This window comes from Proteus sp. fly-1067, from assembly GCF_040139345.1.
In the GTDB taxonomy this organism is placed as follows: domain Bacteria; phylum Pseudomonadota; class Gammaproteobacteria; order Enterobacterales; family Enterobacteriaceae; genus Proteus; species Proteus vulgaris_B.
The window spans coordinates 321,017-342,784 of sequence record NZ_JBEEUL010000002.1; the positions used below are offsets into that span (position 1 = coordinate 321,017).

At 33.9% G+C, this 21,768-nt stretch carries 28 protein-coding genes and 1 pseudogene; 14 read left to right on the top strand and 15 right to left on the bottom strand.

The features are described from left to right. Positions 1–52: 52 nt before the first annotated feature. Both cspE and lpxL read left to right on the top strand, forming a co-directional pair. Positions 53–265 (top strand): transcription antiterminator/RNA stability regulator CspE, encoded by a 213-nt coding sequence (gene cspE / locus ABN217_RS06035; protein WP_193014255.1) that lies wholly within the window; start codon positions 53–55, stop codon positions 263–265. A 464-nt stretch (positions 266–729) separates the two neighbouring features. Beyond that, positions 730–1,659 carry an LpxL/LpxP family Kdo(2)-lipid IV(A) lauroyl/palmitoleoyl acyltransferase gene (gene lpxL, locus ABN217_RS06040; RefSeq protein ID WP_340896001.1) on the top strand — a complete coding sequence of 310 codons (930 nt, stop codon included), beginning with the start codon at positions 730–732 and terminating at the stop codon, positions 1,657–1,659. Between the two features lie 379 nt (positions 1,660–2,038). Here lpxL and ABN217_RS06045 read toward each other — a convergent pair whose 3' ends face one another. Continuing rightward, positions 2,039–2,350, bottom strand: coding sequence for a YmdA family protein (locus ABN217_RS06045; protein ID WP_349459181.1), 312 nt, complete (start codon positions 2,348–2,350; stop codon positions 2,039–2,041). 523 nt (positions 2,351–2,873) lie between these two features. Between ABN217_RS06045 and ABN217_RS06050 the strand changes: the two genes are divergently transcribed. Beyond that, a complete protein-coding gene (locus ABN217_RS06050) occupies positions 2,874–3,626 on the top strand; it encodes a class I SAM-dependent methyltransferase (RefSeq protein WP_196553300.1) in 753 nt (250 codons plus the stop codon). Between the two features lie 607 nt (positions 3,627–4,233). On the opposite strand, the gene ABN217_RS06055 is transcribed toward ABN217_RS06050, so the two are convergent. Further along, complete coding sequence (locus tag ABN217_RS06055) at positions 4,234–5,655, bottom strand: SMI1/KNR4 family protein (protein ID WP_196553299.1); 1,422 nt, start codon at positions 5,653–5,655, stop codon at positions 4,234–4,236. 772 nt (positions 5,656–6,427) lie between these two features. On the opposite strand from ABN217_RS06055, the gene ABN217_RS06060 reads away from it, so the two are divergent. Together ABN217_RS06060 and ABN217_RS06065 are read left to right on the top strand one after the other, a co-directional pair. Then, the gene (locus ABN217_RS06060; protein ID WP_196553298.1) at positions 6,428–7,363 is read left to right on the top strand and encodes a 5'-nucleotidase; all 936 of its coding nucleotides are present in this window, start codon (positions 6,428–6,430) and stop codon (positions 7,361–7,363) included. A 259-nt stretch (positions 7,364–7,622) separates the two neighbouring features. Beyond that, positions 7,623–7,802 (top strand): hypothetical protein, encoded by a 180-nt coding sequence (locus ABN217_RS06065; RefSeq protein WP_115351004.1) that lies wholly within the window; start codon positions 7,623–7,625, stop codon positions 7,800–7,802. A 151-nt stretch (positions 7,803–7,953) separates the two neighbouring features. Here the strand turns inward: ABN217_RS06065 and ABN217_RS20635 are convergent. Continuing rightward, positions 7,954–8,100: pseudogene (locus ABN217_RS20635) on the bottom strand (DUF1543 domain-containing protein); the annotation flags it as partial. A 289-nt stretch (positions 8,101–8,389) separates the two neighbouring features. Between ABN217_RS20635 and ABN217_RS06070 the strand changes: the two are divergent. Then, on the top strand, positions 8,390–8,569 hold the full coding sequence (locus tag ABN217_RS06070; RefSeq protein WP_196553297.1) for a hypothetical protein: 180 nt from the start codon (positions 8,390–8,392) through the stop codon (positions 8,567–8,569). Between the two features lie 357 nt (positions 8,570–8,926). On the opposite strand, the gene ABN217_RS06075 is transcribed toward ABN217_RS06070, so the two are convergent. From ABN217_RS06075 to ABN217_RS06125, 11 genes are all read right to left on the bottom strand, one after another. Then, entirely contained in the window at positions 8,927–9,508 is a 582-nt protein-coding gene (locus ABN217_RS06075) for a hypothetical protein (RefSeq protein WP_196553296.1), read from the bottom strand. A gap of 693 nt (positions 9,509–10,201) precedes the next feature. Further along, positions 10,202–11,383: a tyrosine-type recombinase/integrase gene (locus ABN217_RS06080; RefSeq protein ID WP_349459182.1), complete on the bottom strand. Its 1,182-nt coding sequence runs from the start codon at positions 11,381–11,383 to the stop codon at positions 10,202–10,204. A 1-nt stretch (position 11,384) separates the two neighbouring features. After that, entirely contained in the window at positions 11,385–11,591 is a 207-nt protein-coding gene (locus ABN217_RS06085) for a hypothetical protein (protein ID WP_252447348.1), read from the bottom strand. A 68-nt stretch (positions 11,592–11,659) separates the two neighbouring features. Further along, complete coding sequence (locus ABN217_RS06090; RefSeq protein ID WP_349459183.1) at positions 11,660–12,133, bottom strand: class I SAM-dependent methyltransferase; 474 nt, start codon at positions 12,131–12,133, stop codon at positions 11,660–11,662. Further along, positions 12,117–12,680 carry a hypothetical protein gene (locus tag ABN217_RS06095; RefSeq protein WP_349459184.1) on the bottom strand — a complete coding sequence of 188 codons (564 nt, stop codon included), beginning with the start codon at positions 12,678–12,680 and terminating at the stop codon, positions 12,117–12,119. Before ABN217_RS06095 ends, ABN217_RS06090 begins: the two co-directional genes overlap by 17 nt. A 9-nt stretch (positions 12,681–12,689) precedes the next feature. Continuing rightward, positions 12,690–13,364, bottom strand: a complete 675-nt coding sequence (locus ABN217_RS06100; RefSeq protein ID WP_349459185.1) for a hypothetical protein — start codon at positions 13,362–13,364, stop codon at positions 12,690–12,692. Position 13,365: 1 nt separating this feature from the next. Continuing rightward, positions 13,366–13,824: a hypothetical protein gene (locus ABN217_RS06105; RefSeq protein ID WP_349459186.1), complete on the bottom strand. Its 459-nt coding sequence runs from the start codon at positions 13,822–13,824 to the stop codon at positions 13,366–13,368. A gap of 9 nt (positions 13,825–13,833) precedes the next feature. Next, entirely contained in the window at positions 13,834–14,331 is a 498-nt protein-coding gene (gene ssb / locus ABN217_RS06110; protein WP_349459187.1) for a single-stranded DNA-binding protein, read from the bottom strand. After that, positions 14,324–14,857: an HD family hydrolase gene (locus ABN217_RS06115; RefSeq protein WP_349459188.1), complete on the bottom strand. Its 534-nt coding sequence runs from the start codon at positions 14,855–14,857 to the stop codon at positions 14,324–14,326. Before ABN217_RS06115 ends, ssb begins: the two co-directional genes overlap by 8 nt. A gap of 57 nt (positions 14,858–14,914) precedes the next feature. Further along, entirely contained in the window at positions 14,915–15,742 is an 828-nt protein-coding gene (locus tag ABN217_RS06120; protein WP_349459189.1) for a YfdQ family protein, read from the bottom strand. 65 nt (positions 15,743–15,807) lie between these two features. After that, positions 15,808–16,182 carry a YfdP family phage-associated protein gene (locus ABN217_RS06125; RefSeq protein WP_252447340.1) on the bottom strand — a complete coding sequence of 125 codons (375 nt, stop codon included), beginning with the start codon at positions 16,180–16,182 and terminating at the stop codon, positions 15,808–15,810. Positions 16,183–16,474: 292 nt separating this feature from the next. On the opposite strand from ABN217_RS06125, the gene ABN217_RS06130 reads away from it, so the two are divergent. Continuing rightward, entirely contained in the window at positions 16,475–16,969 is a 495-nt protein-coding gene (locus ABN217_RS06130; RefSeq protein WP_099660100.1) for a hypothetical protein, read from the top strand. 358 nt (positions 16,970–17,327) lie between these two features. Here the strand turns inward: ABN217_RS06130 and ABN217_RS06135 are convergent, their stop codons facing one another. Continuing rightward, entirely contained in the window at positions 17,328–18,017 is a 690-nt protein-coding gene (locus tag ABN217_RS06135; protein ID WP_069368311.1) for an XRE family transcriptional regulator, read from the bottom strand. A 97-nt stretch (positions 18,018–18,114) separates the two neighbouring features. Here ABN217_RS06135 and ABN217_RS06140 point away from each other — a divergent pair, with 97 nt between their 5' ends. The 7 genes from ABN217_RS06140 to ABN217_RS06170 all read left to right on the top strand — a co-directional run bounded on the left by ABN217_RS06140 (position 18,115) and on the right by ABN217_RS06170 (position 21,754). Next, positions 18,115–18,330 (top strand): helix-turn-helix domain-containing protein, encoded by a 216-nt coding sequence (locus ABN217_RS06140; protein ID WP_069368310.1) that lies wholly within the window; start codon positions 18,115–18,117, stop codon positions 18,328–18,330. 55 nt (positions 18,331–18,385) lie between these two features. Then, the gene (locus ABN217_RS06145; protein WP_349459190.1) at positions 18,386–19,048 is read left to right on the top strand and encodes a hypothetical protein; all 663 of its coding nucleotides are present in this window, start codon (positions 18,386–18,388) and stop codon (positions 19,046–19,048) included. A gap of 15 nt (positions 19,049–19,063) precedes the next feature. After that, complete coding sequence (locus ABN217_RS06150) at positions 19,064–19,522, top strand: YmfL family putative regulatory protein (RefSeq protein WP_072065169.1); 459 nt, start codon at positions 19,064–19,066, stop codon at positions 19,520–19,522. Between the two features lie 87 nt (positions 19,523–19,609). Beyond that, the gene (locus ABN217_RS06155) at positions 19,610–19,819 is read left to right on the top strand and encodes a hypothetical protein (protein ID WP_349459191.1); all 210 of its coding nucleotides are present in this window, start codon (positions 19,610–19,612) and stop codon (positions 19,817–19,819) included. Then, entirely contained in the window at positions 19,809–19,988 is a 180-nt protein-coding gene (locus ABN217_RS06160) for a DUF4222 domain-containing protein (RefSeq protein ID WP_109391850.1), read from the top strand. Before ABN217_RS06155 ends, ABN217_RS06160 begins: the two co-directional genes overlap by 11 nt. A gap of 9 nt (positions 19,989–19,997) precedes the next feature. Then, positions 19,998–21,119, top strand: coding sequence for a phage replication protein O (locus tag ABN217_RS06165; RefSeq protein ID WP_349459192.1), 1,122 nt, complete (start codon positions 19,998–20,000; stop codon positions 21,117–21,119). Then, a complete protein-coding gene (locus ABN217_RS06170; RefSeq protein WP_115349543.1) occupies positions 21,116–21,754 on the top strand; it encodes a phage N-6-adenine-methyltransferase in 639 nt (212 codons plus the stop codon). The genes ABN217_RS06165 and ABN217_RS06170 overlap by 4 nt, the downstream gene beginning before the upstream one ends. Positions 21,755–21,768 lie beyond the last annotated feature (14 nt).

Consider the following 21,768-nt stretch of genomic DNA (forward strand, 5'->3'; position numbering starts at 1 on the left):
ATCAAACCGCAAACAATGCCTTATGGCAAAATAATTAATTAAAGGAAATCTTATGTCTAATACAATGACTGGTACAGTAAAATGGTTTAACGATGATAAAGGCTTCGGTTTTATCACTCCTAAAGATGGTAGCAAAGACGTATTCGTACACTTTTCAGCGATCCAAAGCGAAAGCTTCAAATCTCTGAAAGAAGGCCAAGAAGTTTCATTTTCTATCGAAAATGGCGCTAAAGGCCCTGCAGCCGCGAACGTAATCGGTCTGTAATTTTTAGTCATGATTAAATAAGATATTACGTTAAGTAATATCTTATTTATTAATCAGGCTAATAAAAAACCTCGCTTCGGTGGGGTTTTTTTGTGTCTGCTTTTTATATCCGCTTTTTATGTTACTTTATTTATATTTTCACGTAGTAAGATATATAAGTCATTTTATTAAAGTTAAGTAAATATTTAATGTAAATAATTTAAATTACCATAAGTATATTTACCTTTATAATTGGTATGATAGATAAAATAATAAAATTCTTATAATGCTGAAATAAAGATAGCAAGATATTGCCTTCTCGATGAAAAGAAAGAAAAAAACTTCATTAGAATAGAAAGATATCAGATAAATCATAAAAAATAATTTAAAGAAGAATATTAAATTAATATTTAATGACTTATCTAAAAAAAATGCTGTCTAATTCAATGTGGCTTAAATGCTTTTAGTTCTCTAAGGACAAACTTGTGTACGCTAAAAATTTTTTTTCATTGCATCTGTTACACCCAAAATATTTTTTAACTTGGTTTGGTGTTTTTATTCTTTTTCTATTAGTACAATTACCCTATTCTTGGTTACTTTTCTTAGGTAAACGTTTAGGGTTACTATCTCGTTTTTTTGTAAAAAGAAGAGTCTCTATAATAAAGCGAAATTTAGAGCTATGTTTTCCTAATAAAGATAAATATGAAATAAATAAACTCGTCATGGAGAATTTATCTTCACTTGGTGTTGCTTTATTTGAAACAGGAATGGCTTGGTTTTGGAGTGATCGCCGATTAAAAAAACTTTTTGTAGTACAGGGAATATCCAATTTTACAAATGCTAATGAGAAAAATGCAGGAATTTTATTAATCGGTATACATTCGATGTCGCTAGAGTTGGGTGGGCGTATCATGGGGCTTTGTTTCCCTGTTAATGCCATGTATAGACCGCATAATAATAAAGCGATGGAATATATTCAAACTAAAGCGAGATGCCGTTCTGATAAAGGGATGATAGATAGACGTAATTTAAAATTTATGGTTATGGAGCTAAAAAAAGGAAGGGCAATTTGGTTTGCTCCTGATCAGGATTTTGGTTTGAAAGGAACCACATTCTCACCTTTCTTTTGTGTCGAAAAAACATCAACTTCGAAAGGTGTTGCAATATTAGCCAAATTATCAGGAGCACCTTCTTTAACTGTAACGCTGATTAGAAACGAAAATAAGAAAGGTAAACAATACAGCTTAATTATTGGTGAAGAGTTGGTTAATTACCCTAGTGAGAATATTCAAAACGATACAGATAGAATGAATAAGTTGATTGAAACAGAAATCATGAGGGCGCCAGAACAATACTTATGGGCCCATAGACGATTCAAAACACGACCTGCAGGTGAAGCGAGTTTCTATCATTAACCTATTTATAAATAGGTTAATAAAAAAAGACCAACACATAATGTGTTGGTCACAGTAAATACTGGAAGCAATGTGAGCAATGTCGTTGTAAAGGTTGAGTAAAAAACTCAATTATTTACAATCTAAAAGATAATCATTATCAATTATCTTGTCAACCCTTACGTTTGTATGGATTAATGAAAAATGAAACAAAAGGATAGAATGGAAAATAAAAAGGTAAGAAGAAGAATAGAGTTAGCAGGTATATAAATTAATTACACCTGCTTAATATATTATGATCATAATAGAAAAATACCATTTATATAAATATAGTAATAACTTCTAATGTTCGAAAATATATACTCATTATTTAATAATAAATATTAGATTAGAGAAGTGATTAATTATATACTATATCCATTATAGCTAAATTTTCACTAAGCCAATTTATATTCATTGAACCTCTATTTTCATTTAATTTAGCATTAAATATTTCATTTGGTTCAATTTTATGCTGTGTTTCCTCCATTTCAACACCATTCCAGCAATTTGTCTTAAATATATGTCCGACAGAGTTAATCATACAATTACCTTCTACGATAGAGCCTGTAAAAGTAATTGTTCCTGAACCAATAACCTTATTATTATTTGCGAGGGTGGGTGCTGATAATAAAAATGTTAAACAAGCTCCTATAATAAGATTCTTTTTCATTTTATATTCCTTAATATTATTCTATTGGTCAAATTTAATAATTGATCTCTATTGTGAAAGATCTGTATTTTTTGTACTGGGCTGATGGAAGGAATATTAGAGAAAAAAAATATATCAATCTGTAAAAAAACTTGATGGATAATGACAATTATATAAACATTTATGAATGAATTATTGAAGGCTACAATAATAGAATAATAATTGAAATAAAAAATAGCTTACATAACTAGTTGAATAGTATTAATTTGATAAAATTAGGTCTACTTTTATTAACAAAATAAATTTATTAAACATAAGTTATATTACTTAATTTTTTCATGATACATTTTGTTGTTAAAACAAAAAATTAATAATCTGAGCTATTTAAATATGACAAAAAATTTGTCAAAATATTTCGACGAAGTTACTGTAAAAATAAAAACTATATCTTTATTTGATGATTTTTATCTAGTTAAGCATTGATATCTTAATTTATCACTTTATTATCATTTAAAATAAACAACAAAAAGAGAATAAAATATTTATGCAGAGTTATCATTCACTATCAGCCCAAGTTTACCAAATAGATAAACCTATAGGATGTAGTTTTGGTGATGTAGAATATTATCAAGAGCGTCTTAAGGATGTTAATGGTAAAATCTTAGAACCCGCTGCGGGAACTGGGCGTATTTTGATCCCTTTATTAAAGGCTGGGTTTAATATTGAAGGGTTTGATCTTTCAGATGAGATGCTTTATTTCTGTATGGAAAATCTAAGAAGTCATGGATACCCCCAAGATAAAGTGACTAAAGATAATTTGTTGACATTCCAAGTTGAGACACTTGTTGATGCAATAATTATTCCGACAGGAACTTTCTTATTGTTAGATAGCGAAACAAAAGCACTACAGTCACTTCAACAATGTTATAACGCATTAAATCCAGATGGACGTTTGCTAATTGACATTAGTCTGGCGCATACCTTTACCAAAGGCCAATGTTTTAGTCGACAATTTGAAACGCCGGAAGGGGATTTAATTACCTTGCAGATGGTGAATGCCGAAATAGATTATATTAATCAATTAATAATATCTCATCACCGTTATGATAAATGGAGAAATGGGAAAATAATTGAAAGTGAGTGGGAAGTGTTTAAATTGAAATGGTTTGGTATTTATGAATTTAAACGGCTCCTTGAGTTTATTGGTTTTAAAAAAATAACAATTTCTGGAGATTATCAATATTTACGCGAACCAAATAATGAAACAGAAATTATTACTTTTGAAGCTTATAAATAGAAATGAAATAAAATAGTGATAAAAAGGTCATAAAAATAATGGCCTTTTTAACTTGTTAGTTTTTTTGGTTTTTTCTTGAGAAATTAAATTTTATCTTAGCTATAAAAAACAAGTGAACATTTAATTTGAAAGGAACAGTAATTTTATTTACCAGTATTAAATTGAGTTCTTGAGATAAAAAAATCCCCGCACTAGGCGGGGGGAAATTAAATATCTATCAGTGATGAAATACTGAAACCAATAGTAAGGGAAAAAAAGATATCAATCTGTAACAAACTTTAAAAAAAAATAATGAAAATAAGTGTGAAACTAAAAGTGTTTTTTGAAAAAATCAATAGATACTTGATTCATTTTTAATGTAATTGATTGTTTTTAATCTATTTTTAATTTATTGGGAACTCAGGGGTGGATCATATAGCTAATAATCATATTAATTTAGCAATAAAATTTGTATACATTTAGCTGAGAGCATTGATAAATTTCTTAATCTTTAGAACAAAAAAATACGTATTTATAATTATTTTGGGTGAAAATTAGGCAATAATAATGATTGATTATTGCCTAATTAGAACAGATGCAAAAAGATGATAGGGTGTCTATCTATTAACTACCATTGTTTTACATCAATCATAGTGTTTGGGTATGCCTTAGCGATATAAGAAGAGATATTATTGCGAATATAGGGACTTTTTTCTTCAGGATACATTTCCCAAGCTTTTTTTAAATAACCCAATAGCTCACTATTGATATAATTTGAACTAGATAATGCCTGAATTGCGCCTAAGCTGATTTCTGCGTTATCAGAGATAGTTAGTTCAAAAAATGCTGAAATTTTATATTTTAAATTAGTATCATGAGAGGCTGCATAAATAGCACTTCTTATGATCTCTACATTTTGATGAGTAAAGAAAGGCTGAAAGTCCTCAACAAAAATAGTTTCTAGCTCTGTTAAAATGTAGCCGATAAAGCGCAATGTATCTTCGTGATTGGTTACTTTAAGAATAGAAATAAGACTTTCTTTAAATTGTGCATATTGGTCTTTATATTTGAAGTAAATAACAGCAATCGCAATGTCTGTTTTTTTATCATATGGCGTAATTAATGCTCGTTGAATATGAGGTAAAGCGAGTTCTTTAAAATAAGTTGCTAAGACATTTAAAGAGGCTTTATATAACTCAATACTTTCGGTTTGTAGTTGTTGCTCTAAAAAATATAAACTCCTATTTGATAATTTAGGTAGTTTAGTTAATGAGTTGATAGCATTGATTTTTCTAGTAATATCATCGTTATCGTTGGCAAGACAAAGTAGAACTTCTTCATTACCTCCCATACGATGACCAAACCAACTTGTGTCATAGCCTAAAATAACTTCATCTAACCAACGTTCATACCATTGTGTAAATGATGTCTCATAAGAAAATGTGTAGGGAGTATCTGAATTTACCCAATCAGATGTATATAAAATATGACCTTTATAATCACCATTCACTACTAATAAAAGATCGTACTCACAACCACAGGTTCCTAAATAGAGTGTACCTTGGTGAAGCCTATCGTAAATATTATCAAATTCTTCATCACTACAATCATCAGGTACATGACATAGTGCTTTCCATTCCTCAATATCCATATTAGGGCTAAGCAAGCAGGGTAATGCGTAGTTTTTTATATCATGTCTATCTATCGCGTCATCAAAAGCGTAGAGCCCATAATAAGGGCCTGCACCACCATAAGAACCTGTACCACCATGACCAATTCGAGTGATAAAGTCGATATAGTCCTGTGGAAATTTACATCCAGCTTTTTCTTGTAACTGATTAGCCTTTTCTATAGAGAGTGGTGGGTTTAATTGATAGTTATGGTTATTAGCGCCAAATTCTTTGTGTTCATGATCGACAATAGCAACAAGTACTAATTTTTCACGGATACGCTCAATAGGATTATCTGCATATTTTTTATTTATTTGTTCCCATTGTTGCAACGATGTCAATTTGTTCTCTTTTTCAAAGAGAGATGAAATAAAGCCCATAAAGTAAAATCCCTATTGATGATATGCTTTAAGTCTAAAATGCTTGTTTAACAATCCATTATTATGGGTAGAAAACCAAATATAAAATGATTTTCTTACTGAAATTACACTATAAACTATTTTATCTTTAATAAGAAAATAGTATTTTTAGGTAATGCTTTTCTTTATTTATTATGAAATGAGTATAAATATGCAATAGATAAAAAAAAGACCAACGCTAGGAGAGTTGGTCAATAAATACTAGAAGCAATGTGAGCAATGTCGTTGTGAAAAACCAAGTAAAACACTCAACTATTCACAAGGTAAAAGATAATCATTATCATTTGATATGTCAACCCCACTAAGATTATGGTCACTACTCATTCACACTAAAAACCAACAAAATAATCTAGTTTATAGAAACTAAAGTCGGTAATTTATCAATTATAACAATGAGATCACTTTTTTCTGATTTGGTATTTATCGCATTCTCAATTCTTTTCATTTTTTTTATTTTATTGATTAAATCCTTAGCGTGTCGAGATCGTAAATGTATTGTCTTTTTAACCATGAGTTTTCTCCTTATTTGTGATAACCACTACGATAATAGTGATAACACTCAAATGAAAATGATAATCAATATCATTTATTGCTTTGTATTGAGGAGGAGAATAAATTCTTGGTAAAGACTGTGACACATCTTATCCATACTTTATGCACAGATTTTCTTATCTCAGCACTATTAAAAAAATGATAGTATAAATAATCAGAGCTTTAATAAGGAATTGACGCTATGGCATATGATTTAACAAAAAGATTAGTCATAGGGCTATCTTCTAGTGCGTTATTTGATTTAGAAGAGTCAGATAATATATTTCGTACTGAAGGTGAGGAGTCTTATCGAAAATATCAGCGAGAAATGCAAGATATTCCATTAAGTAAAGGTGTTGCATTTCCGTTTATTAGCCGACTTTTAAAGTTAAATAACATTAGAATTGATGATCCTTTGGTCGAAGTTATTTTATTATCTAGAAATGATCCTGATACAGGATTAAGAGTGATGAATTCTATTGAGCATTATGAGCTAGGGATCACCAGAGCTGTATTTCTTCAAGGAAAATCACCTCATATTTATATTCCAGCCTTTGATATTGAATTATTTTTATCAGCAGATCATGATGATGTTATACAAGCAATTAAAGCTAATTATCCCGCAGGACAAATATTAGCGGGCCATGTTAATGATGATAATGCAGATGAATTAAGAATTGCTTTCGACTTTGATGGTGTCATCGCTGATGATGAGGCTGAGGTTATTTACAAAACATCGGGAGAATTATCACAATTTCATCTTCATGAGGCCAAAATGGTTGATACTCCTCATAACCCAGGGCCGTTAAAAAAATTTCTACTGCGCATTTCAGATATTCAAAAACTAGAATTAGAAAAAGTAAAGCAAGATCCTAGTTATGTTCCATTACTTAAGATCTCCATTGTTACTGCACGAAATGCACCGTCTCATAAGCGAGTTATTAATACCATGAGGGCATGGGGAATTTCTGTTAATGAAGCCTTTTTTATGGGAGGAGTAGAGAAAGCAAATGTACTAAAGATTTTAAAACCACATATATTCTTTGATGATCAAAAATTACATTTAAAATCCTCGTCTGAACTTCCTTCTGTACATATTCCGTTTGGAATAGCGAACAAAGATATAGATAATAAATAAATTATTATAATAAAAAAGGTGTGTGATATTTATATCATACTCTCTTTTTTTATTTTGTCTAATATTGCCTTTAGTGGGAATATTCTATTTTTATTGTTTTATTTTTGTTTTTTAAATAAAAGTAAGAACAAAATTGGATCTATTTTTATAGAAGTAGTATGGTGTTGGATGATTTATATATACTATAAATTAATAATATATATAAATATTTTATCTTAAGAGGTATCTAATTAATTAATATTAAATAAGGAAAATTGAAATGGATAATAATCATAGATTTTTTTCTGATGATGTATGCCCTAAAACTGCATTATATGGCCAATTTTATGGTGATAATCACTATGCTGGCCGAGATTATGAGCGGAAAATATATAATGGAAATAAATTTCCAAAAACTAAAAAAGGATTCTATTTTAAAAAATTAATGAATTTCAAATAATAAAAGTAACAAGCAAGTAATATAAATTTATTTTAAATAAAAATATCAATATTATTTAATACGTTCAAATTGATATTTGAAAATGAGTTGATGATTGCATAATTAGGGGAATTTACTACGCTGATAATTTACAGTGCAGTAAAAATAATTATTAATTTTTCTCAATACCAATCGGTTGATAACTTTGCCATAAAGGTTTGAAATATTCACCTGAATTATTTGGTATTAGATGAATGTAGTGATCACCGATTTTGCTCAATAAAATGCAATCATCAACATCTTTTAAATTATCTTTATGTTATTGCTGTCTATTGAATAAAATTGTTGTGATGACTTTTGGGGATCTTATTTGTTGATTGTGCAACAAATTGAATATCGTGAACTTCGATATTTTACTTACCGATATTGTCACCAGCATAAATAATTTCATTAAGAATCCATTTTTTTGTATTATTATCAATATATTATTTATTATATAATCATATTGAGAGTAAGTGTAAAAAATGAAAATGATTGGTTTTATGAACTAATTTATTCATTTTTACTCTAAATACTTGCTATTAATTTAAATGTTATTTGGGGTAGATATGAGGTTACTTATGCTTTTGAGTGTTTTTTTTATTTCTGCTTGCTCATCAACAGGAGCAATAGAATCTCAAGGAAGTAAAAGTCATAAAGAAGATCCATATTCTGATAGTACATTAAATAGTATTAAAACTAATCAGAATATTTATATTGAACAGCAACGTAGTAAAGGAAATTTTTAATCTATTAACTATAGGTCCAGATGAGGCTAAACTTAAATTATCAGATGTGTCTAGCTCTTTATTAATATCAGGCAGACCTACACCTGTTCTAGTGACCAGTAGTTACTTAAAAGATTTTCTATCAAGTTTGGAAAAATAAAGTAGCATTGATAATAAGCCTCTTCAAACAGGAGAGGTTTATTATCTAAAAAATATAGGAAAATCAGGTTTAGTGGATTAGTTTTTATAGAAGGCAGCTATATTAGCCAGTTACATAATATTTGTGAGAGTAATTTAATGTGCATAATACCTACTAAAAGAGAGACAGAAAGCAAAATAAAAATTATCATTTAAATGATATGTTGTGAAAGACCAGACTTAATCATAATTAGAAAAAGACTTTCTTATCGTAATAATAGTTACTGCCCCAAAAAATATAATAAAGAAAATAAGCGAATAAAATGTTAAAAAATTAATATCGCTTTCTTTAAATAACATCATTATCAATAATAAAAACAGAGAGAGTAAAAGGAATTTTTTGTTACTATTAATCATGCAATATATGAAAGAAACAAAAATAGATACGAAGAGAAAAGAAAAATAAGCTATAAGAAAAGCAATAAATTCCACACTATTAAAAAAATCAGAGGGTACTTTTTCTTCATGGAGTATAATTATCAACACTATGGCGGTTGCTATAAAACTCATTAAAGTAAAGATTAAAATAACAAATTTATTAGTATATAAAAATGATAGCTCTTTAAAATAAATAATTTTTATAGAAATTTCTAATGAAGATATAAATATGAAAAAAGCGATAAAGAAAATAACAGAAGAAATAGCTAGCCAAATAATATTATTACAGCCAAATGTAGATATGCTGATATAGAGTGATATCGTCAAAGATAATAATGGAGATGCAAATGTTAATAATTTTTTGTTTTCTTGTTTATCGTTCATATTCCTATCCATTGTAAAAATAACAGGATATTAATTAGACAGTGGCAATGATAACTGAATGATTATTTCGCTTAGTCAGTTACATTGAGCATTATTTACCACGTTTAGTTTTGTTAGACCTTCGATACAGAGAAGCCGTTTTTGCTAACTAAGCTGACTTTATTTTATATGAGATAGTATCTGATTTATCCAACGAGAAGAATATGCAACTATTCAAAAATGTGGTTAATGTGATAATACCAAGTATGCATATTATTTTTTCATATTACGCATCAAATATTTATTGTTTTTCTCTTAAGTAATGATACCTGCTATTTTATTTTTTTAGTTATCCAGTAAGAATCTTTTTACATAAGTTTTGCTAATGATTTTGGCAAAATAATCGCAATAAGAAAAGGGCAATTTTATAAGCGAAAGAAAGGACTGTTTTGAGGGATTAATTGTCGGGGTTTTACCAGTGGCAAATTTCAGACATAAAAAAACCAACCATAAGCGGTTGGTTTTCTTAAATATTGTTGGTCGGCATGATAGGATTTGAACCTACGACCCCCGACACCCCATGACTAACAGCAATATATATATAACCATATGATTAATATTAACTTTAATTACAAAACACTGTATGTGTAAACAGTGTATTTTATGCATGTTTGGTATTATGGTAATCAAATACTTACAGATACTTTTACACCACTAACTTACTTTTATTTCAGCATGTGGAACGCTAACCCAATCAACATGGTTTTGTGTATAAATTTTTGTTGATTTAGCATCGGAATGAGCCATGCGAGCTTGAGGATCTATTCCTTGTTGTTTGAATAAATATGCAGACAATGCTCTTATTTCATGAAAAGTAGGGCGTTGTTCTAATGGTAGTTCTGACTTAACTCCTACGCGATCCCTTAGTGCTGAAAATGCACGACTTAAGTAATCTGGTGCAACTTGAGTAGGATGTTTAACCATAGAGCTAATAGGATTACTATATTTTTTAGGTAGTCTATGAACAATATACGGGCTTGCTATGCTATCCCGACTTTCATCGATAATCCGCTTTAGTTCAGCACCGATAGGAATAGCTACGTGGGACGCCTCTTTGTCTTTAACTTTCTGACGATGAATATAAAGTGTTCCATAAATTCCATTTGTTGGATGATCTAGCCAAACACACCCACAGACACCTTCTTTGGGTATTTTTATAGAGTATTTTATACGAGACACTTCCAGTCTAGCTTGCGCTGTTTGTAATGCTAGATCCATAGCCGTTTTGAGCCACAGATCAGCAGAACTTCTTATTTTCATAAAATCATCAAACGTTAAGCGCCGTCTCTGCTTACTTTCTATTCTTCGCATTTTTTTACGATTTGCTGGATTGTCGTACATCAGTGATTCATCGACAGCATAAGAAAAGATTTTCTTTAAAAACAGAACCTTTCTATTTTGAACGTTAGGTGAACTTTCGGCATGATAGTGGTTAATGTAGTCATTTACATGCTCCAGTGTAATATCACAGCATGGAATATCACTAAAAAATTCCTTTACGCGAACAGCATCATTTTTCCAATCTGATTGAGTGCTTTTGGCTGGATTTTCATCATTAATAATCCTTTCCATCAATCTATCAATATGATCACTTAGCGGGGCGCCTTCACCATTTATTCCACCTGATTCAATAATTAAAGACTCCAAGCTAACTGCTGTTTCTGGGCGCATACGTAAATTGTATTCTCTTGCAACGGCAACCGCATAGGCCCTATCAGAGCCTATTGTTTTTCTTTTCCCTGATATCAACGTCAAGACATAGCGTTTTCGATCTTTATCAAAATAAAGACAGTCAGGTAAATTTCTATACTGCCGATTTCTTGGACGTGATGCCATTTTAATCCTCTATTAATGCATTTACATGATTTGATATTGAAGCGGCCACACCCATTTTTTCGTTTGAGAAAACCCAAACGGATTCATCGATAATTCTTCCATTAACAATCCCATCCTTTACCCAACGCTTTATTGTTCTTGGATTTGGAATAGAATCTTTATCAAATTCTCTATGTGCCCACTTACTGGCTTTCATTAATTTACCCATGCTATTAATAGGCATATTTTCTCTCCACTCGTGCCGTACACACGTTAACTAATGCTGGTGGTAATTATTTACTGATTTCCTTTATAGAACGCCATCCAATGTGTTTTATCGTTTTTCCCTACACGCTGAACAACGGTTGGTTTTTCATTGGTTAAAGCTAATATTTGTTTGGCTGGTATTTGGGTTTCATTCCATTTGAACAGCAATGTTCCTCCAGGCCTAAGCACTCTAAATGCTTCACTAAACCCTTTACTTAAATCTTCTCTCCATGATTCTTTATTTAACGAACCGTATTTTTTAAACATCCAACAATTTTTACCAACTCTGATTAAATGAGGTGGATCAAATAGCACCTGATAAAATGTATTATTAGAAAATGGAAGATTTTTAAAATCAGAAATAACATCTGGTGTTATATTTAAAATTCTTCCGTCACATAAAATATGTTCTTCGGCTCTAATATCATTAAATAAAACACGGTCATCTTGTTTATCAAAATAAAACATACGAGAGCCACAACACATATCAAGTATTGGCTTCATTTTTATATACCAATTTTGATTCAATCCATTTTTCAGCTTCGTCATTACAAACTAATACATCATCCATTCTTAATTCAATATCAATTGATTTATTTGCAATATAAGTTAACGTATTCATAAACATTGCAAACTGCTTTTCATCACAATCAATGAAGTTAGCTCTGTATGCACTAATTAAATGATTGCGAGCATAAAGAACACCTAATTTCATTTGTTCTCTATCAACTTTATTTTCAGCGTTACAAAATTTATCGACTAGCTTCATGATTAAATCAATTAGCTGAGAGCTTTCTATGTTCTTTTTATCTATTAATTTATGCCAATCAACATCGTCGACGCAAAATGCTTCTATTAATTTGCTACTATCTTCGTTAGTTTTAATTGATGACTCTAACGCATTACATAGTTGAATTAAATTTTTGGGATGTATTAATTTATCCCAATTTCTTAACCTGTAATTAAATTCGTCATTTTCAAGTTCAGCTTTAATTAATGACTCACTACATTTTTTTAATTCTTTTGCATATTCTAATATTTCATCATTCATTTTTTATTTTCACTCCGCCTTTTTAAACTCAATAACCCACACCCACGGATTAGAGGACCAACTTCCATCTCCGTATATTTCTTCCCATAAAGTAGGGAATTGATAGCTAGGTGTAAGAGCTTTATCTGGAACGCCACCTCCACGGCCATACCAACAACCTTCAGATTTAGCATCATCGTTACTGATATCATTTAGTCGCTCAACACGAACATTAGTAATTTCTAACGTAATGCGTGAAGCCCAGCGAGGCATGTGAATAGATGGTTTCCAACAAGAACGACCATCAATACAACCATCATCGTCACCCCATGTGAAATCACCATCAGCAGAGTAAATGACATGTCCAGTGAAATAACCATGACCATACGGCATTTCACGCACAGCTTTAGTTGGTCTATCAGGAACATAATCAATCATCAAACCATCATCATCAAATTCATGACTGACTACACTCCATGTTTCACGAACCCAAAGACGATCACCGATTTTACCTAGTGGGCATAAATTATGTTTTGGAGCATCCAATACATGTGTAGTTGCGCCACTTCTTGTTTTGGTCGGTTTCTTTAGCCATATTCCATTATCTGGCATTACATTTTTAACGATGCGACGAGTTTGAGTTTTACGCCCATCGAGAATGGCGCGCACCATTTCTGCATTAAAAATAATTCCGCGTTCTTTCATGTCATCCACCTATACGCGTAGCTGTTCTGATACGTTGGTAGATTTCGTGTGCTTGAATTCTCTCTTCGCCGATATCGCAAGCACAGAAATAGTCATATGCAGCTTTCTCGGCTTTTCTATGAGCGTCAAAAAAATATGCTTTCCATTTTTCTGATACAGGACGAAGCCAAGCACATACAGGCCCATCCTCAGTTTCATAAATGCCACCTGTAAACCATCCTTCGCCTATAGGCTTACTAGGTTCCCAATCATGAAAATCAGGATTACCAGTGTGAAAGTAACGGTCGTAAGCAGGGTGCTTGTCTTCATCAATGTCGCCTTCCATGAAAACAAATTTATTTTCCAATTGGTTTTCAGATACCCAGTTTTCGATCTCGCTATCTACTTCTGTTCGTGGAAATTGAGAGTGCATCCAATAACTATCTTCGTCACGTTCTACAACCTCTGGGATAATTGGCATAGTAAACTCCTAAATCACATTAATTAAATGGCGTGGATACATAAGCCCAATCGGTGCGAAAGGGATGTCATCTTCAAAATCCATTGGTGGCTGATTATTTTGGGCTTGAGGTTGAGCTGGTGGTTGGTTTTGCTGTGCCGGTTGTGAACCTACTGATTTATTAGCACCACCTAGCATCTGCATCGAACCACCAACTTTTACAACAATTTCTGTTGTATAGCGTTTAACACCGTTATCATCCCATTCGCGTGTTTGTAGTTGGCCCTCAATATAAATTTGAGAGCCCTTACATAAATAGCCACTGGCGATATCAGCGAGTTTTCCAAACAGAACGACACGATGCCATTCTGTTTTTTCGCGATTTTCACCTGTCTGTTTATCTCGCCATTTTTCTGATGTGGCCACAGCTAAATTAGCTACAGCACCGCCAGAAGGAAGATAGCGAATTTCAGGGTCGCGACCTAAATTGCCGATAAGAATTACCTTGTTTACTGATCCGTTAGCCATTTTCAGCTCCCTTATAAAGCTCATTAAAGCGGAGCAGGAATACGGCTTTTGCTTGTGGTGGCGTTAATGGATTAACAACAAAATCACCAGTTTGGATGCCATCAAGCATTAGCCAATTACTACCAACATCGATTTCTAAATCACGTTTTTCAGTTGCTAGCATCATTAGATCTGCAAAATGAACTTCATTAGACATAGTTTCTGGTAATCCAAATTTTTTGCGGATCACTTTCTCTACACGTAATTCAATTAATTTATATTCAGGCAATAGCTTTTTAAGTGGTGACGGTATGTCTTTGACATAAGCTTCACTTGCATCATGAAGCAGGGCTTCCAGCGCGAACTCAGGCGCAACTAAATAACTCGCATATACAGAGTGCTGAGCAACAGAATAGAAATTATCAAGTTGACCATTAAAACGACATTCATTAGCAAGGCCACTTGCAATATCTTGAATATCAATATCCTCGATCCGTACATCGAGGTAATTGAAGTGCTTATTTGTTGCTGTTGCAATATAAGTCATTATTTTCTCCACACAATTCTATAAATGCCACCAGAGCAGTGGCATCTGTACTATTATTTATGCTGAAAATTTGCCAATGAATGTTTCGATATCGCTTTCATCAAATTCATCACAAAGCAGATTTCTAAACTCTTGAGCGATCTGCTCTTCAAGGTTTTCAAGTTGGACAATTCGGAGCACTAAAACAGGAATGTCACCACCAGTGAGTACGCTGTAACGCAATTTAATGCTGCGCTCTTCTAATTCATCATACGGGGTACAGGTAAACTGGAATGCAGTAGGCATAACATCTTTGCTTCTGGCTTCAACATTTTCTAATACTGAACGTTTGGCACTAAAATCGTGATCTTCATGTTCAGCAGAGCGTGTTGATTCAATCGTAATACGGCGAACAGCAGAAATTGCTTGTTTGATATCTAGAACATTACCGTCAGCATCGAACGCCATTAAATAATCGCGCCAATCTTCTAACCACTCAGCTAATTCTTTTTGACGATGTTTAACACCATCAATTTTTAATAGTGCTGCGAATGGAGCGGTTTGTTTTAATTTAACAACAGCCGTGTTATCGGCATGACCTGGTTCGCCAATTGTGCCGATATTAAAAATAGTTTCGGCACTCATTTCATTAGCATCAATAAAGCAACTAACACCTTCTTCAACTGCATTTTTGATTGAGTATTTAACAAAGTCACTAATGCTGGTTGTTTTCATTTCACCACGAAAACGGAAGCGGCCTTCTTGTAAGTTTTCCAAACTACTCACTTTAAAGTCGTTCGGAAGAACAATGGCAGGACAAAGAGACTTCTCTATTGCATCGAGACTTAATGAAGCCACAGCCATATTTTGAATTTGCGAAATAGCAGTGCCGTCTAATTGAGACATGAATAAACTCCTACTTATTTAAAAGCATTAAATTAAATGGATAGGTTTAATTAAAAATAAGGAAACTAATTAACGGATTTTAATTTCCCTTCGGGCTGACCTTGCAAAGAAAATAATTGACCTTGATCTTCTTGCATAATTGTCAACTTACCACCTTTACCCACGTACATTGGTGTTTTGGTGGTGTCTTCTTCAGCCCGTTTTCCGCGTGGTGTTGGTGCAGAGAATTTAAGTTTATGAGTTATTTCAACTCGTTTTTCTTCCATTGAATTACTAAGGCGAGCAATATCTAATTCAATAGTGACCTTGCCTTTTCCACCATTATTTAAAACGCCTAACGCTACATCATTTAAAACTGCAGAGACTTTATTTTCAAAAACGCCAGCGTCCAATTCGGAAAGAAAGTCGGGAACATTTGTTTTGCGATCTTCTTGGCTCATTTCTATAACCTCACGTTATCACTTCACACAATAAGAAAGGGCACTAGCTACAGTAGATACCTGATATGGACTGTCATGGATGAATGCCAGTACCCTTGCTTATTGTTAGATTTGATAAAATGGCTGACTGAGCAGAACATTATCACCACACCCCCGTTAATGGTTTAAGACTCAGCCAGCCATTGTTTCTCTTCACACGTTCTCTTCGCACTTCAAATATTGTGCCTGATTATTTTCCCACATCAGGCGGTGGTGGTATCTTGGTGTTCTCACACAACCAAGAGGGTAAAATATGGCTGAATTCAATCGGACATTGCAGTTAGATTTAGTTAAATGCGCGGTAGATAGTTACCCTGCGCCTATAGATACAAAAAATCTCCCATCGACCATAAAGAATGCTGATACAGAAACCCTTGCAAAAAATATCATGTACCTCAATGAAGAGGAGTTATTAATTGGTGGTGCTGAATATGTAATTGGTGGTATTCATGTTTCACTTAATAATGTTAGAGCGACTAAAAATGCTATAAATTTACTTAGTGAAGATGGAAGCATTTCGGCATCACTCAAGGTTGTTACTGTTAAATTCCATGATGATACCATTGCTGCACTCCGTGAATTTATTACGCAGAATGTTCCCGATCCAGAAGAAAGGAAAGGGTATTTGCAGCGCTTAAAAGAGCTTCCCGCTGACGCCACAAAACACATCGTGCTTCAACTATTGGGTAAGGGGTTGAATCAAATACCGGACGCAGTTCAGTGGCTACAAACAGTGCTCCGTTCTTAACAAATTCAGATTCTTCACTATGTTTTACAAACTTAACCCAACCGACGGTTTCATGTAGCTCCAACCAAAAATCGTCATGAATATTGTCGGTTGATAGAGTTAACGCATTTTTATGAAAAACCAAGGCGTAGATCCTGAGATATTGTTTTTCACTAGTAGTATTACTCACGCCAATTTCCCTCCACACAATTGATTCTCTTCACACATAAAAATCATTTACTTTGTATACAAACTTGCTTCTGAGATAACAATAATGCAAATTTGCACATTACGCAATATCAATTTGCGAAATTTACAATTTAGTGGGTAAAAAAAAGCCTGAAATATGTTCAGGCTGTTTATGCAAATGATAGTTTTGTTATGCGTGACGTCTATATTCGTGGCTTTGGCTGATTAAAACCTTCCCATGAACACAAAATCTATGCTCATTTGAACTATTTATTTTCCACTGTGTATATTTAGGGTTATCAGAGAGAACAATTACTTCATCGGGAACTATCTGAAGGCGTTTTACGTGTATGTTTCCATCAAAAGAAAACACATAAATACCATCACCATCAATATAATCTATCGAAATATCAACAAAAATAAGGTCGCCGGGTTCTATTGTACCCGACATGCTATCACCACGAACATTGATAACTTTTACTGAGTGCGCAGGGCGGGAACCAAATAGTAACCTAGCTTGCTCTGTATCATATTCAATGGAATGAATGACATCTATGACATCACTTGTTCTCACGCAACCTGGCCCTGCACTCGCGCTAATATCAAGTAGTTGCACTTTATAAAGATCCTCGTTTATTACGTCATGATTCAAATCACTGTGTTTATATACAGTATGATTATCACCATCTGAAAATAAATCAAGTAAAGATATTGATAGTGCGTCAGCAATTTTTCTTAATTGTTGTTCAGTAAACGATTTTTGTTTGCCAGTTTCAAGACGAGACACATTGCCCGGATCGCTATCAATAGCGTTAGCCAGTTCAGCAATTGTCATATTCCGTTCTAAGCGGATTGATCTGATTTTTTTTCCTATTTCCATGCCTTAATTACAAATCCTTTTTGCGTTATTTGCAAAGTAAATTGCGCAAATTGAATTGGTGTTATATTATGCTTAAAACGCAAATTAAGGAGGCGTAATGCAAACACCACTGAGAGCTTTGCGAATAAAGCAAAATCTTACATTAAGTAAAGTTGCTGAAGCTGTTCAAATTGATGTGGGAAATCTTAGCCGTATTGAACGAGGTGCCCAAAAAACCTCATTAGAGGTCGCAGAACGATTGGTTGCTTTTTTCAACGGTGAGTTAACAGAAATGCAAATTTTGTATCCGAAGAAGTTCAGCAATTACAAATAAGCTACTTCTTATTTTTTAAATATGTAACTACAAAATATCTTCAGTAAGGGTAGGAATGAGTCACTCAATAAAATTAACGGCGCTTAATAAAAACCATAAGGTTATTGATATTGGGGATCATCTCTGCAGGGTTCCTAATAACAGGATAAATCCAATCGTTCTCATAAAGCTCATTGCTTTTAAGAGTATCAAAAAAGCTGTCTACGGCATGGTTATAGTTGTTGCATTGTCTTGTGGTCAAGTGAGGGCGCAAAGCTCTGAAGTCATCACGAGTGATACGAGGCATGTCTCTTTTCCCGTCTTTACAGTCGTCGAGGAATTTATCAAGAAGCAAGAACAACGGATCTGCAATGGTGTTGAATTCCTTTCTTTTGTCTCTTTTCCGTGCGAGGGAGTGACCAAGCCAAGTTCCCAAAAAAAAGGAAAAAATAGCCCAAAAGAAAGTAATAAGGCTGAGGCTAGTTTTGAGAAACAAGACCAGGTGACCCAAGAAGACATCGAGCATATTAAATCATCCCTTATCGGTATGTTATTTGCGTCCTTAGTGATGATCCCACTAGGGATAATGTTTAGCGAGCGTATTAGTCCTCGAATATTAGCAAAACGTAAGCGCTGGATGAAGCTTCATGAGTTAAAAGCAAAACGGTTTTATAGAAATAATCCAGAAAAGCTTTACATCATGCCACGCAAGACTTTTTGCCAATGGCTGTGGTTTTAATAAAGAGAGGTATCTATGAGTAACCAATCAATAAAACAGGTAGTGAAAGAAATGTGTGAGGCAACAGCTGGTGGGCGTGAGGCAATGGCTGGTGCGCTTGGTCTGTCTTTAACATCGTTCAACAACAAGCTTTATGAGAAAAACGGTTGTCGTTCGTTTGATTTAAACGAGCTGTTAGCAATGCAGGATATCTCTAAAACCGTTTTGTTTGCTGAGTTTGTTGCTCGTGAATCAAATCGCTTGTTGGTGGATAGAGTCAATCCAGCTGAACTAGACACAACCGAGTTATTCACATTACGAAGCAATGTTGACGAAATGCAAGGGCGTTTAGCCTTATTGATGAAAGATAGTTTAGCTGATGGCGTTATTGATGGTGATGAAGAGCAAAAGATAAAAATGATGTTGGATGGATTAATTTCACAGACCCGCACATTTATGAATGCGTTTGTTTCGTTACATCAAAAGAGAAATTAAAGATGGCTATATCCAGAAAGGGTGAAGCCAACGATGTACGGTCGCTGGCTTCGGTTGCAAATTTCAATTGTGTGAAGAGAAATTAGCATGAGCAGATTAGCGCATTTAATACCTAAAAAGCAATTCCGTTGTTTACCTGTTTCAGGTAGTCAGTCGTTCCGCTATGTAGAAATCATAGTCTCTGACGAACAACCAGACAACTACAAGAAACCTGCATATTTGGTAGATAGACAGTCGCTTAAAAAGGCATGGGCTGATTTTTATTTTTCAAGTGGAGAGCGGGGCAATGAACAATGAGAACCCAAAACAACTCGATCGCTACTACAAAAATCACAGGGGTATTGTTGTTCATGTTGTTCGTTATGACAGAGAAAAACAGCGCGTCATTTTTATGCTTGATGGTTGTGACGATCCGCAATGTGAACCCTTGCAACGATTTAAAGAAAAATACACAAGAGTTAAGTGAGGCGTTGCTATGACGACTATTTTTGATGTTGTACAAGCCATGTCAGGGCAGAAAAACGTCATTGTTATTCCTGTTCCATATTTGGATTTTTTCAAGGGTGATCAGCAAGCTCATGCCTTGTCTGCAATTTTAAATCAACTTGTCTTCTGGTCTGGCGTGTCATCTAGTGCAGATGATGGTTGGTTCTATAAAAGCCATGAAGAGCTGGCAGAAGAGATTCACGGGCTTTCAGGTGAAGAACAGGCTCGACGCCTCGTTGATAAATTACGTAAAAAGTATTTTCCCGGTGTCATTGAGACTAAAACAAAAAAGGTCAACGGCACACCCGTTACTCACTACAAGATAGATGGGAATAAACTTATCTCTATGATTTTTCCGTCCATTTCTGAAACGTCGAAACTGAGGAATGGAAACGTCGAAAGTGAGGAATCGGAACGTCGAAACTGCGGAATGGAAACCGCAGAAATGCAGAATCATGGAAACGTCGAAAGTGAGGAATCCTATCTTTATACAGATCTTAACTCAGATAAAAACTTACAGATCACTAAAGACCTTTCGTCGCAGAATTCTAACGAATCCAGCGACCAGCCGAAAAATGATTTTTTAACTCGTTATCCAGAAGCCGTGATTTACAGCGCTAACTTTCAAAAATGGGGTGATGAAGGTGATTTAAAAACGGCAACATGGATGTTTGGTCGTGTTAAAAAACTGAATCCATCAGCGTTAGAGCCTACTTGGTATGACTGGGCTAACGATATTCGTTTGATGCGCCAAATTGATGGACGTACTCATGAGCAAATTTGTGCATTATTCGACTGGGCTAACAAAGATTCATTCTGGCACCAAAACATTTTAAGTCCTCGTAAGTTACGTAAACACTTTGATGAGCTGATCGTTCGTAGTCAAAAACCAAAGGATGAGCCAAAGGTTCAAGTTGATACCGTTGAACGTGACAGCGCATTCTCACGCCTGATTGGCTCTCGCTCTAAACCTCAAAACCGTATTGAAGAGATCGCACTTGAATTAGCGGGTAAGACTGGTATTCGTCGTATGAGTGAGTTTTCTGGTCGCCAAGCATGGAACAGTATTTGGAAACAAGCGACTGAAATGTCACAGGAGGCTCAGCAATGATTGATTACGCACTGAAATTACAGGAATTAAAAAGTCAACCTGCTCATAAATTAAAAGAAATTGGTGACCAATGGCGATCACCAGATAACCTTTACTATGGCATTAACTCTAAATATGGACCATTTACTTTAGATTTATTCACTGATGGTCAAAACAGTAAATGCCCACACTTCTACACAGCGGAAGATAATGCGCTCACTCAAGACTGGTCAGAAAAGCTGAAAGAAATCGGCGGTTCAGCATTTGGCAACCCTCCTTACTCACGTAGTTCATATCACGAAGATCAACCTTTAACAGGGGTTGGTCACATCATGAGTAAAGCATCAGCTATGCGTGAAAAATCCGGACGATATGTTTTTTTATTAAAAGCAGCTACGTCAGAAACATGGTGGCCAGAAGATGCAGATCATGTGTGCTTTATTCGTGGGCGTGTCGGCTTTGACGTTCCTGAGTGGTTTGTTCCAGCCGATGAAAAACAGAAACCTACAGGTGCATTCTTTGCTGGCGCGATCGTTTTATTTGATAAGACATGGACGGGTAAAAAATTCGATTACATTCATCGTGATGAATTAGAGCAAATCGGTAAAACATTTGTTGAACAGGCTAAATGGCTTGTATCGAGAGGTGTTGCATGAAAATCACAGAGCAA

Excerpts from the sequence above, each read along its gene's own strand:
- ABN217_RS06085 (WP_252447348.1), bottom strand. The coding sequence starts at position 11,591 with ATGGGTAAATTAATGAAAGCCAGTAAGTGGGCACATAGAGAATTTGAT.
- ABN217_RS06145 (WP_349459190.1), top strand. The coding sequence starts at position 18,386 with ATGAGTCACTCAATAAAATTAACGGCGCTTAATAAAAACCATAAGGTT.
- ABN217_RS06090 (WP_349459183.1), bottom strand. The coding sequence starts at position 12,133 with ATGAAGCCAATACTTGATATGTGTTGTGGCTCTCGTATGTTTTATTTT.
- ABN217_RS06065 (WP_115351004.1), top strand. The coding sequence starts at position 7,623 with ATGGATAATAATCATAGATTTTTTTCTGATGATGTATGCCCTAAAACT.
- cspE (WP_193014255.1), top strand. The coding sequence starts at position 53 with ATGTCTAATACAATGACTGGTACAGTAAAATGGTTTAACGATGATAAA.
- ABN217_RS06160 (WP_109391850.1), top strand. The coding sequence starts at position 19,809 with ATGAACAATGAGAACCCAAAACAACTCGATCGCTACTACAAAAATCAC.
- ABN217_RS06120 (WP_349459189.1), bottom strand. The coding sequence starts at position 15,742 with ATGTCTCAATTAGACGGCACTGCTATTTCGCAAATTCAAAATATGGCT.
- ABN217_RS06045 (WP_349459181.1), bottom strand. The coding sequence starts at position 2,350 with ATGAAAAAGAATCTTATTATAGGAGCTTGTTTAACATTTTTATTATCA.
- ABN217_RS06165 (WP_349459192.1), top strand. The coding sequence starts at position 19,998 with ATGACGACTATTTTTGATGTTGTACAAGCCATGTCAGGGCAGAAAAAC.
- ABN217_RS06095 (WP_349459184.1), bottom strand. The coding sequence starts at position 12,680 with ATGAATGATGAAATATTAGAATATGCAAAAGAATTAAAAAAATGTAGT.
- ABN217_RS06060 (WP_196553298.1), top strand. The coding sequence starts at position 6,428 with ATGGCATATGATTTAACAAAAAGATTAGTCATAGGGCTATCTTCTAGT.
- ABN217_RS06105 (WP_349459186.1), bottom strand. The coding sequence starts at position 13,824 with ATGCCAATTATCCCAGAGGTTGTAGAACGTGACGAAGATAGTTATTGG.
- ABN217_RS06100 (WP_349459185.1), bottom strand. The coding sequence starts at position 13,364 with ATGAAAGAACGCGGAATTATTTTTAATGCAGAAATGGTGCGCGCCATT.
- ABN217_RS06075 (WP_196553296.1), bottom strand. The coding sequence starts at position 9,508 with ATGAACGATAAACAAGAAAACAAAAAATTATTAACATTTGCATCTCCA.
- ABN217_RS06080 (WP_349459182.1), bottom strand. The coding sequence starts at position 11,383 with ATGGCATCACGTCCAAGAAATCGGCAGTATAGAAATTTACCTGACTGT.
- ABN217_RS06070 (WP_196553297.1), top strand. The coding sequence starts at position 8,390 with ATGAGGTTACTTATGCTTTTGAGTGTTTTTTTTATTTCTGCTTGCTCA.
- ssb (WP_349459187.1), bottom strand. The coding sequence starts at position 14,331 with ATGGCTAACGGATCAGTAAACAAGGTAATTCTTATCGGCAATTTAGGT.
- ABN217_RS06115 (WP_349459188.1), bottom strand. The coding sequence starts at position 14,857 with ATGACTTATATTGCAACAGCAACAAATAAGCACTTCAATTACCTCGAT.
- ABN217_RS06135 (WP_069368311.1), bottom strand. The coding sequence starts at position 18,017 with ATGGAAATAGGAAAAAAAATCAGATCAATCCGCTTAGAACGGAATATG.
- ABN217_RS06150 (WP_072065169.1), top strand. The coding sequence starts at position 19,064 with ATGAGTAACCAATCAATAAAACAGGTAGTGAAAGAAATGTGTGAGGCA.
- ABN217_RS06055 (WP_196553299.1), bottom strand. The coding sequence starts at position 5,655 with ATGGGCTTTATTTCATCTCTCTTTGAAAAAGAGAACAAATTGACATCG.
- ABN217_RS06050 (WP_196553300.1), top strand. The coding sequence starts at position 2,874 with ATGCAGAGTTATCATTCACTATCAGCCCAAGTTTACCAAATAGATAAA.
- ABN217_RS06155 (WP_349459191.1), top strand. The coding sequence starts at position 19,610 with ATGAGCAGATTAGCGCATTTAATACCTAAAAAGCAATTCCGTTGTTTA.
- ABN217_RS06125 (WP_252447340.1), bottom strand. The coding sequence starts at position 16,182 with ATGAGCCAAGAAGATCGCAAAACAAATGTTCCCGACTTTCTTTCCGAA.
- ABN217_RS06170 (WP_115349543.1), top strand. The coding sequence starts at position 21,116 with ATGATTGATTACGCACTGAAATTACAGGAATTAAAAAGTCAACCTGCT.
- ABN217_RS06130 (WP_099660100.1), top strand. The coding sequence starts at position 16,475 with ATGGCTGAATTCAATCGGACATTGCAGTTAGATTTAGTTAAATGCGCG.
- ABN217_RS06140 (WP_069368310.1), top strand. The coding sequence starts at position 18,115 with ATGCAAACACCACTGAGAGCTTTGCGAATAAAGCAAAATCTTACATTA.